Origin of the sequence: Pseudomonas sp. ML2-2023-3 (assembly GCF_037055275.1) — a bacterium.
Taxonomy (GTDB): domain Bacteria; phylum Pseudomonadota; class Gammaproteobacteria; order Pseudomonadales; family Pseudomonadaceae; genus Aquipseudomonas.
Window position 1 is genome coordinate 5019219 of the sequence record NZ_CP146343.1, and the last position, 14863, is coordinate 5034081.

General features: G+C 59.2%; 12 protein-coding genes. 5 read left to right on the plus strand and 7 right to left on the minus strand.

The window, feature by feature from the left end:
• Positions 1–4 precede the first annotated feature (4 nt).
• From V6P94_RS23230 to mreB, 6 genes are all read right to left on the minus strand, one after another.
• Entirely contained in the window at positions 5–3817 is a 3813-nt protein-coding gene (locus V6P94_RS23230) for a YhdP family protein (protein WP_338648771.1), read from the minus strand.
• A gap of 75 nt (positions 3818–3892) precedes the next feature.
• Positions 3893–5350 (minus strand): ribonuclease G, encoded by a 1458-nt coding sequence (rng, locus tag V6P94_RS23235; RefSeq protein ID WP_133076383.1) that lies wholly within the window; start codon positions 5348–5350, stop codon positions 3893–3895.
• 56 nt (positions 5351–5406) lie between these two features.
• On the minus strand, positions 5407–6012 hold the full coding sequence (locus tag V6P94_RS23240) for a nucleoside triphosphate pyrophosphatase (RefSeq protein WP_133076384.1): 606 nt from the start codon (positions 6010–6012) through the stop codon (positions 5407–5409).
• A gap of 51 nt (positions 6013–6063) precedes the next feature.
• Complete coding sequence (gene mreD / locus V6P94_RS23245; RefSeq protein WP_019825061.1) at positions 6064–6552, minus strand: rod shape-determining protein MreD; 489 nt, start codon at positions 6550–6552, stop codon at positions 6064–6066.
• Positions 6552–7637, minus strand: a complete 1086-nt coding sequence (gene mreC, locus V6P94_RS23250) for a rod shape-determining protein MreC (RefSeq protein ID WP_338649466.1) — start codon at positions 7635–7637, stop codon at positions 6552–6554. The genes mreD and mreC overlap by 1 nt, the downstream gene beginning before the upstream one ends.
• Before the next feature lie 143 nt (positions 7638–7780).
• Entirely contained in the window at positions 7781–8818 is a 1038-nt protein-coding gene (gene mreB, locus V6P94_RS23255) for a rod shape-determining protein MreB (protein WP_003439856.1), read from the minus strand.
• 210 nt (positions 8819–9028) lie between these two features.
• On the opposite strand from mreB, the gene gatC reads away from it, so the two are divergent.
• From gatC to V6P94_RS23280, 5 genes are all read left to right on the plus strand, one after another.
• On the plus strand, positions 9029–9316 hold the full coding sequence (gene gatC / locus V6P94_RS23260) for an Asp-tRNA(Asn)/Glu-tRNA(Gln) amidotransferase subunit GatC (protein WP_019825066.1): 288 nt from the start codon (positions 9029–9031) through the stop codon (positions 9314–9316).
• Between the two features lie 14 nt (positions 9317–9330).
• Positions 9331–10782 (plus strand): Asp-tRNA(Asn)/Glu-tRNA(Gln) amidotransferase subunit GatA, encoded by a 1452-nt coding sequence (gene gatA, locus V6P94_RS23265; RefSeq protein ID WP_338648772.1) that lies wholly within the window; start codon positions 9331–9333, stop codon positions 10780–10782.
• Positions 10783–10792: 10 nt separating this feature from the next.
• Complete coding sequence (gene gatB / locus V6P94_RS23270; protein WP_133076387.1) at positions 10793–12238, plus strand: Asp-tRNA(Asn)/Glu-tRNA(Gln) amidotransferase subunit GatB; 1446 nt, start codon at positions 10793–10795, stop codon at positions 12236–12238.
• A gap of 178 nt (positions 12239–12416) precedes the next feature.
• A complete protein-coding gene (locus V6P94_RS23275) occupies positions 12417–12788 on the plus strand; it encodes a septal ring lytic transglycosylase RlpA family protein (protein ID WP_133076388.1) in 372 nt (123 codons plus the stop codon).
• 50 nt (positions 12789–12838) lie between these two features.
• Positions 12839–13879, plus strand: a complete 1041-nt coding sequence (locus tag V6P94_RS23280) for a calcium/sodium antiporter (RefSeq protein ID WP_133076469.1) — start codon at positions 12839–12841, stop codon at positions 13877–13879.
• Here V6P94_RS23280 and V6P94_RS23285 read toward each other — a convergent pair.
• A complete protein-coding gene (locus V6P94_RS23285; protein WP_133076389.1) occupies positions 13876–14817 on the minus strand; it encodes an AEC family transporter in 942 nt (313 codons plus the stop codon). The two genes, V6P94_RS23280 and V6P94_RS23285, sit on opposite strands and share 4 nt — an antisense overlap.
• Between the last annotated feature and the right edge of the window lie 46 nt (positions 14818–14863).

A 14863-nucleotide genomic window follows, 5' to 3' on the forward strand; every position in this document is an offset into this window, starting at 1 on the left:
GCTCCTAGTTTTTCTCGAAAGGCTTGTCGAAGGTGATCTTGGGATCGTTCCACGGGCCTTGAATGCTGTATTGCACGCTGGCGAATCGCGACACCTGGTCGCCGATCAGCTTGTTGAGCAGAAACACCGCCCCACCGACGGCCGGCCCGCCCACCAACAGCGCGGCCAGCGGCAGGTTGTTGGTCACCGGCAAGGTCACCAGCAGCTTCGCATTGACCTGATCGGTGATCATGTTCAGCGTGCCGTTAAGTTCAAGATTGGTGGACGGCCCGGTCATCAGAATCGGTTTGCTGGTGCTGTATACGCCACTGCTGGCATTGAGTACGCCCTTGACCCGATCGTAACTCAGGCCCTTGCCAAACAGGTCGGAGAAATCCAGACGCAGGCGACGGCCGATCGCGTTGAAGTTGAGCAAGCCAAAAATGCGCAGCACCTGGGCGCTGCCATCGACCTCCACAAACTGGCCTTTATTGAACGAGGCGTCCAGGGTCCCGGAGAAGCGCTTGAGGCCGATCCAGGCAGGTGAACCGGGCCAGTTGCCATCAATGTCCACGTGAAAGTTATCACTGGTCACGCTCGGCGCAAAGCCCCAGTTCTTGAGTACATCGGCCAGATTGCCACCGCCCAGTCGGCCCTGATACCAGCTCTTGCTGTTACCCGCGACGCCTTCCCAGCCGCCCGCGCCTTCAAGCAGCATGCCCTTGAGCCCAAGATTCAAGTTGCTCAGGTTGATGCCCCGACTGGTGGGGCGCACCTTGAGTGACCAGGCACCGAGCAGGTCGGGCCCCTGGTAGAGCTGACGAATATTGATGTCCAGCGCCGGAATTTTGCGCGGATCAACCGCGGCCAGCGGGTCCGGAGCATTTTCGTCGGCCACGGCCTTCGGATCGGGCGCAGGCAATCTGATGCTCTGCATCGTGACCACAATCGGGGCGTTTTTGGCATCCGGCAAGGTCACGGCACCGATAGCCTGTTTGCTGTCGATTTGCAGCGCCCAGGCCGCCGCGTTGCGCTTCATGACCAGACGAACTTTGTCCAGTTGGGTACCGAAGGCAATCAACTTGCCGACTTTAAAATCCGCACTGCTGAGCAGTTGCTTGGCACTGCCCCCCGGATCCTTGCCGGCATAGCGTTCGACCAGCGCCTGCCACGGGGCAACGTCCAGTTCCGAGAGCACGCCACGAATTCTCAGGCCTTTGGTGGTCGGCAAGATCGGATCGCCATCGCCCAGAAACAACTCACCGCGTCCGTCTTCAAACTTGCCGTTGGGCGCGGCAAAGGTCAGGTTGGCCAGGTCGCCGTAGTCAAACCAGTAACGGCGCTCGGCACCTTGCAGGGTCATGCGAAACACGCTGTTGCGGCTTTCATTTGCCGCCAGACCGAAGGGCGCTGGCAAATCAACCACTGCGCCCTTGAGGCTGGAACTGACCCGTAGCTGGCTGTCGGCACCGTCCAGGGTCAGTTGCAATTGATAAGGCAAGTCACCCGTCACCGGGATCGGCTGATTGAACTTGAGCCAGTCCGTGAGTTTTTTAACCCCAACCTGGCCGCTGGCCACGACCCGGGTGCTGAGGCGACCAGGCTTGCCGTCGGCAAAAATCTGCGCCGTGATCGGACGATCAAAGGCCCGGGCGCTGATGCCCTTGCCGGTCAGCCCCTTGGTACTGTCAAAGCGAAAGCTGCCCTTGAGCTGAGTCAGTTCAAACTCGGGGTCGCTGATTTTCAAGCGCGCCTTGTCGGTGTTGAAATCCACCAGGATTTTAGGCTCAACGCCTTTCTCCAGAGGGATATCCAGATCGACGCGGCCTTTGAGCGAGCCTTCTCCCTGCCAGCCGGCGAACGTTTCAGCGGTGCCAATCGGCGCCTCCTGAAGTATTTTCAGGCCGTCACCCAACCCGCCCTCAAAATCGCCGTCCAAAAACAGGTGGCTGACCTTGCCGGCGGGCACATGGGGAATACTGACGGCCACATTGCGGACCTGGGTGTCGAGCAACTGGCCCTTGCTGGCCATGATGCGCACACCGCTGTCTTCGATGAACACATCACCCGATACGTTGCGCACATGGGGCCAGCCGGGCTGGAACGCCAGTTCGGCGCCATGCACTTTAAAGAACAGGCTGATATTGCGCGCCGCCGCAACGGCGTCGTGGCTCAGAGAGCCCTGGTACTGGAAGAAGCCCTCTTCCACCGCACCTTTTATGATTGCGGTGCTCAACCATTCGGTGAGCGCCGGGCTCAACACTTCCGGCAGGTATTTAGGCGTGAAACTGCCGTCGCCATCCGTAAGGCCGACCCGCAGGTCCATGTAGTCTTCCTGGGAATGGTCGAGATGGATACGGATCAAAAAGTCCGCCGCAATCTTGCCTTCTTCGCCCAGCACTTTGATGTACGGGGCAACCAGGGTGAAGCTGTCCTTGTTCAACGTCCACGTCAGCAAGGCGTTGGCCTGCTGGTACTGCCAGGGTTTGGCGAAGATCGGCTCCAGATGCAGCATGAAGTCCTTGCTGTCGAGCCGCAGTTCGCCCTTGCCCAGGTCACCACTGATCAGGCCGCTGACATTGCGCGCAGCCGGGGCGCCGTGGGTGGCGTTGAAGCCGACCTGCTGCAGGTTCGCCGCAAAGCTGAGTTTTTGATCATCGAGGGCCTCGGGGCGGTAATCGGCAAGCACATTGCGCAGCGTACCCGTGACCTTGAGTTGGTCAATAACCTTGGCCACACCGTCCGGCCAGGGTGCCAGGGAGTCGAGCAAGGGTGTGATCGGGGTCAGGTCCAGGCGGTCGGCCTGTAAATGCCAGCGCTCCTGCTCCTTGTCGGAGGCCGCAAACTGCTGCAGTTGCAGGCGGGTTTCCCAGCGGGTCTTGCCCAGATTCATGGCCAATGAATCGAGCACCACATTGAAACCTTGCTTGCCCCGTTCGGCCCAGGCATGCAGGGCCAGGTTCTCGATGGTTTCAGGTTTGCGGTCGGCGTAGGCACCTTTCAGTTTTGGCGCATTCAAGCGCGCTACCGCGCTCTGTACCGAGCCCTGGCCCCAGTTGAACCAGAGTTCGCCGCCCGCCTTCAGCTCAGAGACTTTCCAGGGTGCAATCAGTGTGGCTGGCAGCCATTTGGCCCAATCACTTTGCGGCAGGCTCACGTAGGCCTGGGCCGCGCCATCACGCCAGCGACTGGCCTGGACCTGGGTCTTGAGGCTCAGCGCTACGGGCTGGCCATCAGGCAGGGTCAGGCGCGCATCGAGACGCTGATCCGAGGGGCCAACGTCCAGCGTCAGCCCTACATAAGTCAGGGTCAGCGGAGCTTGCTTGAAGGGTTCGAGCGTCACCTGGCTGTCGAGTACCGACAACTGCGCCACGTGTTGCAACTGATTGAGCAACTGCTCCGGGTCCAGTGGCTGATCATCCTGCACCGGCAGCCCTTCAAGGCTCCAGTGGCCGCTTTCATCCTGGCGCAAGCTCAGTTGCAGGCCATTGAGTTGTACGCGGGCGATGCGGATATCCCGGCTCAACAGGCTGGCCCACACGTCGGGTACCACCCGCACTTCATCCAGACGCAGGGCACTGTTGCCCTCGCCGATCATCACGTCGTGTGCCAGCAACACCGGCGCCATCACACTCCAGCGGCCCTCGAGGCTGCCAATGGTCAATGGCATGCCCAAAGCTTCGCGGGCCTTGTTCTGGACCTCTACGCGGTATTCGGCAATCAGGGGCGTGAGTTCGCGGCCCAGGCTGACGTACAGCGCCGTCAGCACCAAAACCAAAGCACACAGGCCCAACCCCCAACGGGTCAGCGCGGCAAAAAAGCGTGTCAGACGCTCCATGTCATGTGGCCCCTTCAGTAATAATCGAAGGGGCCGGATTCAGCCCCTTTAAAACGCTATATGACGCCTGATACTTCAGAGCAGCACCACGTCGTATTGTTCCTGGGAATACATGGTTTCGACCTGAAAGCGAATCGTACGCCCGATAAATCCTTCAAGCTCTGCAACGTTACCCGACTCTTCGTCCAGCAAGCGATCGACCACTTTCTGGTTGGCCAGTACCCGATACCCCGTTGCCTGATAAGCCCGGGCCTCGCGCAGGATTTCACGGAAGATTTCATAGCAGATGGTTTCAGGGGTTTTCAACTTGCCACGGCCCTGACAGCACACGCACGGCTCGCACAAGACCTGTTCCAGGCTCTCGCGGGTACGCTTGCGGGTCATCTGCACCAGGCCCAACTCGGTAATTCCGATGATGTTGGTTTTAGCGTGATCACGCTCAAGCTGTTTTTCGAGGGTACGTAACACCTGGCGCTGATGCTCTTCATCTTCCATGTCGATGAAGTCGATGATGATGATCCCGCCCAGATTGCGCAGGCGCAGTTGCCGGGCGATGGCTGTGGCCGCCTCGAGGTTGGTCTTGAAGATGGTTTCTTCAAGGTTGCGATGGCCCACGAATGCGCCGGTATTGACGTCGATGGTGGTCATGGCTTCCGCCGGATCGACCACCAGATAACCGCCGGACTTGAGCGGTACCTTACGATCCAGGGCTTTCTGGATCTCGTCTTCGACGCCATACAAATCGAAAATCGGCCGCTCACCCGGATAATGCTCAAGGCGGTCGGCAATTTCCGGCATCAGTTCGGCAACAAACTGCGTGGTCTTCTGGAAGGTTTCCCGTGAATCGATGCGAATTTTCTCGATCTTGGGGCTGACCAGATCGCGCAAGGTGCGCAACGCCAGGCCCAGGTCTTCATAGATCACGGTCGGCGCGCCAACGGTCTGGATCTGGGCACCGATCTGGTCCCACAGACGACGCAGGTAACGAATGTCCATCAGGATTTCATCCGCCCCGGCGCCCTCGGCCGCCGTACGCAGGATAAAACCACCGGTTTCCTTGATGCCTTCCTGGGCCACGCAATCGCTGACCACCTTCTTCAGGCGCTCACGCTCGGCTTCGTCTTCAATTTTCAACGAAATGCCCACATGGGCAGTGCGTGGCATGTACACCAGATAGCGTGACGGTATCGACAGCTGGGTTGTCAGGCGTGCACCTTTGGACGCAATCGGGTCTTTGGTGACTTGCACCACCAGGCTCTGGCCTTCATGCACCAGGGTGCTGATGCTTTCAACCGCCTGGCCTTCACGCAGGGAAATTTCGGAGGCATGGATAAACGCAGCGCGATCCAGACCGATATCAACAAATGCGGCCTGCATGCCGGGCAAAACCCTGACAATCTTGCCTTTGTAGATATTGCCCACAATACCCCGGCGCTGGGTACGTTCGACATGAACCTCTTGCAGAACACCGTTCTCTACCACCGCCACGCGCGATTCCATCGGCGTGATGTTGATCAGGATCTCTTCACTCATGGCTGGGTCTCGTTCAGGCGTCATCACAGTAGTGCCACGTCTCGTAGGTGCGGTATTCAGCGCACGGTAAGGTTTTGCCAACAGGGTATGCCGAAATGCCCGAGCAGTTCTGCGGTTTCGCACACAGGCAAGCCCACAACGGCGGAATAACTGCCATTGAGCCCCGCTACAAACACTGCGGCCAACCCCTGAATGGCGTAGCCACCGGCTTTATCCTGCGGCTCACCGCTGGCCCAATACAGGCTGGCTTCTTGTTTGCTGATGTTGCGAAAGCGTACCTGGCTGCTGACCACACGGGTTTCACAGCGATCGGCATCAATGATTGCGATGGCGGTCAACACTTCATGCTCCCGGCCAGACAGCGCCATGAGCATAGCCAAGGCATCGGCCTCGTCGATCGGTTTACCAAGAATGCAGCCATCCAGGACCACGGCGGTGTCGGCCCCCAGCACGCAAAAAGTGCTGTCCGCCGCTGTTGTCAGGAGTTGCTGGCGTCCAGCCTGGGCCTTTTCGCGCGCCAGGCGCTCGACGTATGCCACAGGGGGTTCATTTTGAAAGGGAGTTTCATCGATGGCCGCGCTGACCGTTTTGAACGGCACGCCGATCTGAGTCAGTAACTCGCGTCGGCGCGGTGAGCCAGAGGCCAGATAAAGCGAAGTCATCAAGACATCTCCCTGTCGAAGTGCACAAACCAGGAAATGGCTCGTATCCAATTAATTGATTTTAAAACGTCGGCACAGCCCACGAAGTCCGTAACTGATCCAGGGCCACAACAGGGCGCTGACCAACGCGGGCAAGACCAGCGCCAGGGTCGGCTGTCGGTTGCCGGTCAAGGCACTGAGCCACAACTGGGCAAGCTGGGCCAGACCGAAAATCACCAGAAGCACCAGACATTGCTGCCACATCGGGAACACCCTCAGGCGCTGTTGAAGCGACAGTACCAGGAAGGTGATCAGGGTCAGTGTCAGGGCATTCTGCCCCAGCAACGTGCCGTACAGCACATCTTCGGCCAGCCCCAGGCAAAACGCTGTAACCATACCCACTTTGTGCGGCATGTATAAGGCCCAAAAAGCCAGCAACAGCGCCAGCCACAGCGGACGCAGGATTTCCATGAACTGGGGCATCGGTGAAATGCTGAGCAACAGGCCGATGGCAAACGTCAGCCAGATCAACCAGCCATTACTCGAACGCGTATTCGCCATTATTGCCTCTCCCGAGTAGTGGCCGGCGCAGTGGCAGGCGTTCTGGCTGCGGCGGGGGTTGCAACTGGCGCAGGTTTTTTCACGGCCTTGGGGTCAGTGGCCACCGCCGCAGGCGCGGCAGGTGTAGCTGGCGCTGCAGCGGGTGCAGCGGCTGGCGCAGGCACTGTCGGCTTGGGCACTGTGGCCGGAACGATCGCCGGCGCTTCACCGTTTTGCTCGGCTTCCTGGGCCTTGGCCGCATCGTTGGCCCGCTCTTCCGGAGTTCGGCTATCGCTGAACACCAGCAGCAGGTAGCGACTGCGATTCAATGCCGCCGTGGGAACCGCACGCACAATGGCGAACGGCTGACCCGAGTCGTGGATGACTTCCTTGACCGTTGCCACCGGATAACCGGCCGGGAAGCGCTGCCCCAGGCCCGAGCTGACCAGCAGGTCGCCCACTTTGATATCCGCAGTGTCGGCCACATGGCGCAGTTCCAGGCGCTCGGGGTTCCCCGTACCGCTGGCAATTGCACGCAGGCCATTACGGTTTACCTGGACCGGAATGCTGTGAGTGGTATCGGTGAGCAACAGTACACGGGAGGTGTAGGGCATCAATTCAACCACCTGCCCCATCAAGCCCCGTGCGTCGAGCACTGGCTGACCGAGCACCACGCCGTCGCGCTCACCCTTGTTGATGATGATGCGATGGGTAAAAGGGTTAGGGTCCATGCCGATCAACTCGGCCACTTCCACCTTTTCGTTGACCAGCGCAGAGGAGTTCAACAACTCGCGCAGGCGAACGTTCTGCTCGGTCAAGGCGGCCAGCTTTTGCATGCGGCCTTGAAGCAGAAGGTTTTCGGTTTTGAGTTTCTCGTTTTCAGCCACAAGCTCGGTGCGGCTACCGAACTGACTGGCTACGCCCTGCCACAATCGCTGCGGCAAATCGGTAATCCAGTAGGACTGCATCAGCACCAGCGACATTTGACTGCGCACAGGCTTGAGCAACGTGAAGCGAGCGTCCACTACCATCAGCGTGACGGATAGCACGACCAGCACCAGAAAGCGCACGCCCAATGATGGGCCTTTGGAAAAGAGCGGTTTAATAGGCCGCTCCTCCCGGGCAAGTGTTCAATTTATTCATACGGCTTCAAGCGGCCTGGATGAAGATTGACAGAAGATAAACGCCAAAAGGCAGCACTGCAAAGTGCTACCTTCTGGTGATAACCATAGGACTGCACCACGCGATCTTATTCGCTGGAGAGCAGGTCCATTGTGTGTTTATCCATCATTTCCAGCGCACGGCCACCGCCACGTGCAACGCAGGTCAGCGGGTCTTCGGCAACGATGACCGGCAAGCCGGTTTCCTGAGCCAGCAACTTGTCGAGGTCACGCAGCAAGGCGCCACCACCGGTCAGTACCAGGCCACGCTCGGCGATGTCCGAAGCCAGCTCTGGCGGAGACTGCTCCAGCGCGCTCTTCACAGCCTGAACGATGGTTGCCAGCGACTCTTGCAGAGCCTCAAGCACTTCATTGGAGTTCAGGGTGAAGGCACGTGGGACACCTTCTGCCAGGTTACGGCCGCGCACGTCGACTTCACGTACTTCGCCACCCGGGAAAGCCGTACCGATTTCGGTCTTGATGCGCTCGGCCGTCGATTCACCGATCAGGCTGCCGTAGTTACGACGCACATAAGTGATGATCGCTTCGTCGAAGCGGTCGCCGCCAACCCGTACGGATTCGGCATACACCACACCGTTGAGGGAGATCAGCGCGATTTCAGTGGTACCACCACCGATATCGACAACCATCGAGCCGCGTGCTTCTTCAACCGGCAAGCCGGCACCGATGGCAGCAGCCATTGGTTCTTCGATCAGGAACACTTCACGGGCGCCCGCGCCGAGTGCCGATTCACGAATGGCGCGACGCTCTACCTGAGTCGACTTGCACGGGACGCAAATCAGTACGCGTGGGCTAGGTTGCAGGAAGCTGTTTTCATGCACCTTGTTGATGAAGTACTGCAGCATTTTTTCGCAAACGCTGAAATCGGCAATAACGCCGTCCTTCATCGGACGAATGGCAGCAATGTTGCCCGGTGTACGGCCAAGCATGCGCTTGGCCTCGGTGCCGACGGCAACGACACTTTTCTGGTTACCGTGTGTCCGAATAGCCACAACCGATGGCTCATTCAGGACGATACCGCGCTCACGCACGTAAATAAGGGTGTTGGCAGTGCCCAGGTCGATGGAAAGATCGCTGGAAAACATGCCACGCAGTTTCTTGAACATGGGAAAGGGACCCTAGGCAACGCGTGGGTAAAAAAGTGCGGCAAACTCTAACAACGACAGGGATTTTGGGCAAGGCGCCAATATGTTAAATTGGGCGCTTTTCTGAGCACCAACTCCCACAATCGCGGCCATATGACCGTAGAAATGCGGTAGTGTTCCGACAATCTAACACACGGATAGCATCCGTCCTGTTTTCCACTGGAGAATCCCATGGCGCTAGACCGCTCCGACGTGGAAAAAATCGCTCATTTGGCCCGCCTTGGTCTTAATGATGCCGATATTCCACGCACCACCGAAGCCCTTAACAGCATTTTGGGGCTGATTGATCAGATGCAGGCTGTTGACACCACAGGTATCGAGCCTATGGCCCACCCTCTGGAAGCCAGCCAGCGCTTGCGTGCAGACGTCGTGACTGAAAGCAATCATCGCGAGGCTTATCAGTCCATCGCTCCAGCGGTCGAAAACGGCCTCTATCTGGTTCCGAAAGTCATCGAGTAAAGGAAAGAGCCTGCATGCATCAATTGACTCTGGCCGAGATCGCCCGCGGACTCGCCGATAAAAAGTTTTCTTCCGAAGAGCTGACCAAGACCCTGCTGGCGCGTATCGCCCAGCTCGATCCTCAGCTCAACAGTTTCATCACAGTCACCGAAGACCTTGCCCTAGAGCAGGCCAAGGCCGCTGACGCACGTCGCGCCAACGGTGAAACCGGTGCCCTGCTGGGCGCGCCGATCGGTCACAAGGACCTGTTCTGCACCCAGGGCGTACGCACCAGCTGCGCCTCCAAAATGCTCGACAACTTCAAGGCTCCGTACGACGCCACCGTGGTTGCCAAGCTTGCCGCTGCCGGCACCGTGACCCTGGGCAAGACCAACATGGACGAATTCGCCATGGGGTCGGCCAACGAGTCGAGCTACTACGGCGCGGTCAAAAACCCGTGGAACCTCGAGCACGTACCGGGCGGATCTTCGGGCGGTTCGGCAGCCGCCGTTGCCGCTCGTCTGCTCCCCGCTGCGACCGGCACCGACACGGGCGGATCTATCCGACAGCCGGCAGCCCTGACCAACCTCACCGGCCTGAAACCGACATACGGTCGTGTTTCGCGCTGGGGCATGATCGCTTACGCCTCCAGTCTCGATCAGGGCGGCCCATTGGCTCGCACCGCCGAAGACTGCGCCATCCTGCTGCAAGGCATGGCCGGTTTCGACCCGCAAGACTCCACCAGCATCGACGAACCCGTACCGGACTTCAGCGCCAGCCTCAATGGTTCGCTGCAAGGCCTGCGCATCGGCGTGCCTAAAGAGTTCTTCAGCGAAGGCCTGGACGCGCGCATTGCCGAACTGGTCCACAACAGCGTCAAGGCGCTTGAAAAGCTCGGTGCCGTGATCAAGCCCATCAGCCTGCCGAACATGCAGCACGCCATTCCTGCGTACTACGTGATCGCGCCAGCAGAAGCTTCGTCCAACCTATCGCGTTTTGACGGCGTGCGCTTCGGCCATCGCTGCGAAGACCCGAAAGACCTCACCGACCTGTACAAGCGCTCGCGCGCCGAAGGCTTTGGCCCGGAAGTACAGCGCCGGATTCTGGTCGGTGCCTACGCCCTGTCGGCGGGTTACTACGACGCTTACTACCTGCAAGCGCAAAAAATCCGTCGTCTGATCAAAAACGACTTCATGACCGCGTTCAACGAAGTCGACATCATCCTCGGCCCGACCACGCCTAACCCGGCCTGGAAAATCGGCGCTAAAAACAGCGATCCGGTTTCGGCCTATCTGGAAGACGTCTACACCATCACCGCCAACCTCGCCGGCCTGCCAGGCCTGTCGATGCCAGCCGGTTTTGTCGATGGCTTGCCAGTAGGCGTGCAATTGCTTGCGCCTTACTTCCAGGAAGGCCGCCTGCTCAACGTCGCTCACCAGTATCAGCTCAACACTGACTGGCACACGCGCTCACCTGCCGGCTTCTGAGGAGAAACATATGCAATGGGAAGTTGTGATCGGGCTGGAAATTCACTCCCAGCTCGCCACCCAATCGAAGATTTTCTCCGGTAGCGCCACCACCTTTGGCGCAGAACCGAACACCCAGGCCAGCCTGGTCGACCTGGGCATGCCCGGCGTACTGCCGGTGCTGAACCAGGAAGCCGTGCGCATGGCGGTCATGTTCGGCGTAGCCGTTGACGCCGAAATCGTTCAGCACAACGTGTTCGCCCGCAAGAACTACTTCTACCCGGACCTGCCCAAGGGCTACCAGATCAGCCAGATGGAACTGCCGATTGTCGGCAAGGGCCACCTGGACATCACCCTGGAAGACGGCACCGTCAAACGTGTCGGCATTACCCGTGCCCACCTGGAAGAAGACGCAGGCAAAAGCCTGCACGAAGATTTCAGCGGTTCCACCGGCATCGACTTGAACCGTGCCGGCACGCCGTTGCTAGAAATCGTTTCCGAGCCGGACATGCGCAGCGCCAAAGAGGCCGTGGCCTACGTCAAGGCAATGCATGCTCTGGTGCGTTACCTGGGCATTTGCGACGGCAACATGGCTGAAGGCTCCCTGCGCTGCGACTGCAACGTATCGATCCGCCCGGTCGGCCAGGCCGAGTTTGGGACTCGCTGCGAGATCAAGAACGTCAACTCGTTCCGCTTTATCGAGAAGGCGATCAACAGCGAAGTACAACGCCAGATCGAGCTGATCGAAGACGGCGGCAAGGTCATTCAGCAAACCCGCCTGTATGACCCGAACAAGGACGAAACCCGCGCCATGCGCAGCAAGGAGGAAGCCAACGACTACCGTTACTTCCCCGATCCTGACCTGCTGCCAGTGGTGATCGAAGATTCGTTTATCGAAGAGGTGCGCGCCACGCTGCCGGAACTGCCGCCGCAAAAGCGCGAACGCTTCCAGTCGCAGTTCGGCCTGTCGGCCTACGACGCCAGCGTATTGGCTTCGAGCCGCGAGCAAGCGGACTACTTCGAAAAGGTCGTGAGCATCAGTGGCGATGCCAAGCTGGCGGCCAACTGGGTGATGGTCGAGTTGGGCAGCCTGCTCAACAAACAAGGCCTGGATATCGACCAGTCGCCGGTCAGCGCAGAGCAATTGGGCGGCATGCTGCAGCGCATCAAAGACAACACCATCTCCGGCAAAATCGCCAAGGTTGTGCTGGAAGCGATGGCCAATGGTGAGGGCAACGCAGACGAAGTCATCGAAAAGCGCGGCCTCAAGCAAGTGACCGACAGCGGCGCCATTGAAAAGGTGCTGGATGAAATGCTGGCGGCCAACGCAGAGCAGGTCGAGCAATACCGTGCGGCAGACGAAGCCAAGCGCGGCAAGATGTTCGGCTTCTTCGTGGGCCAGGCGATGAAAGCCTCCAAAGGCAAAGCCAACCCGCAACAGGTCAACGAACTGCTCAAGAGCAAGCTCGAAGGCTAAGCCACAAAACTCGTAGCAGCTGCCGCAGGCTGCGTCCGGCGGCGTAGCCGTCGTAAAACCAGAGGTTGCGGTTCAAGAGTTGAACCGCATTTTCTGACTTTACGATCGCTTCGCAATCGAACGCAGCCTTCGGCAGCTGCTACGCGAATCGCTTTTCAAGCTACATAAGGATTCCCCCATGAAGCGGCTACTCGGCGCTTGCGCCCTGCTCAGCTTGCTCGCAGGCTGCGCCAGCCATGACATAGACCCCCGTGGCTATGACAAAACAGGCATTGCCTCTTATTACGGTGCTCGCCATCACGGCAAGCGAACCGCCAGCGGTGAACCATTCGACCAGAATGCCCTTACCGCCGCCCACCCTGCTCTGCCTTTCGGGACGCGGGTGCTGGTCACCAATCTGAGCAACGACAAATCTGTTGTGCTGCGCATCAATGATCGCGGCCCCCATACCCGCGGACGCCTGATAGACGTTTCGCGCAAGGCCGCCCAGCAATTGGATATGCTGCGCAGCGGCACAGCAAAAGTCCGGGTTCAGGGCTTGAGTGATTAATTGAGGGAGTTGCCGCCATTTTGGGCTTGAGCGCGCTGTCACCATGGAACCTGCTGCAATTGCTCTGCGGCCTCGTCATGCTGATCGCAGGGGCCGAATTGCTGGTGCGCTGCGCCGTACGTATGGCTGCCAACATGAAGGTACGCCCGCTGCTGATCGGTTTGACCGTGGTCGCATTGGGCAGCAGCGCCCCACAGATGACTGTCAGCCTGCAGGCCGCGCTCAATGACACCTCGGACATTGCCGTAGGCAGTGTGATCGGCAGCAATATTTTCAACATCCTGGTCACCCTGGGGCTGTCGGCGCTGATCATTCCCCTGCGCGTATCCCGTCAACTGGTGCGCCTGGACATTCCCCTGATGATCCTTGCCAGCGCCCTGGTGTTTGCCCTGGCACTCAACAAACAGCTCGATCGCCTGGACGGTGTTGTCCTGTTGTGCGGCCTGATGATCTACCTGGCCCTGCTGTTGCGGCAATCGCGTCAAAGCGGCCACCATCACAACAGCCACGCGCAGCCACACACCCCATGGCTGCACAACATCGCGTTAATGCTGTTGGCCCTGATCCTGCTCGGGGCGGCCGGGCACCTGCTGCTCGGCGCGGCAGTCACGGTTGCCACTGAGCTTGGGCTATCAGAGCGGATTATCGGGCTGACCATCATTGCGGTCAGCACTTCACTGCCGGAACTGGCCACGTCACTGATCGCAGCCTTTCGCGGCCAGCGCGAAATCGCTGTCGGCAATGTGATTGGCAGCAATGTTTTCAGCCTGCTGGGGGTACTTGGCCTGACGGCTCTGGTCGCTCCAGCGCCCTTGTCGGTATCGCCCAACGCGCTGGCGTTCGACTTGCCGGTGATGCTGGGTGTGGCGGCGCTGTGTCTGCCCGTGTTCTACGCGGGGTACCGCGTCACCCGCGCTGAAGGGTTGCTGTTTCTGGGTTTATACCTGGCCTATGGGCTGCATGTAGTGTCCTTCACCATCGGCATGCCCTTGGCCGGCAAGCTTGAACATCTGATGCTGTTTTTCATCTTGCCGGCGCTGCTGGTGTTTCTGCTGTTCAGTACCCTGCGCGCGTGGCGCCGTCAGCACTAGATCCAACCGCCCCACTGCAATACAAATATCCCGATATTGGTCGTGATGGCCGCCATCAAGGTGGTGATCACAATAATTGCGGCCGCCAATTCGTGATTACCGTTGGCCGCCCGCACCATGACATAACTGGCAGCGGCCGTCGGGCTGGCGAAATAAAGGAACAAAATCCCCAATTCCGGCCCGCGAAAGCCACACAACCAAGCCCCCAGAGTTGTCAGTAGCGGCAAACTGACCATTTTCACCAGACTTGCGCTCAGCGCCCTGTCGCCACTTTTACGCAGGCTTGCCAGCGACAGCGTGCCACCGATGCAAATCAGCGCCAGGGGCAAGGTCATTGCGGCCAGGTATTCGCCAGACGCTTGCAACCAACCGGGCAGGCTGATCTTGAATACCGCAAACGGCACCGCAGCCAGCACGCTGATGATCAGCGGGTTCTTGACCACACTTTTGCAGATGCTCCACGGATCGGACTTGATCACCGGGCTGTACACCGCCAGCACGATAGTCGACAGCGTGTTGTAGAACAGGATCACGAGGCCTGCGAGTACCGCGCCCAATGAAATCCCGTAGTCGCCGTACATGCTGGCCGCGAGAGCCAGGCCAATGACCCCGTTATTGCCGCGAAAGGCGCCCTGGGTGTAGACCCCACGGTCTTCACGAGGGCAGCGCCAGATCGACCAACCCCAGGCAAACGCAAACCCTGCGAGGGTTGCCAGCACGAAATAAGCCAGCACCTTGGGCTGCAGGGCCGCCCTGAGATCGGCATGCAAAATGCCCAGAAACAACAACGCCGGCATGGTGACGTTAAACACCAGTGCCGACGCTGTGTGGATAAAGTTGTCATTGATCCAGCCCACGCGCTTGAGCACCACGCCCAGAAACAGCATGGCAAATACGGGGGCAGTTATCGTGAGCGTCTGAAGGAAAATAGCCAGCATGTCAGCACACTCATGGAGGTAGAACCGGGTTGAGGCCTTCTTGAAG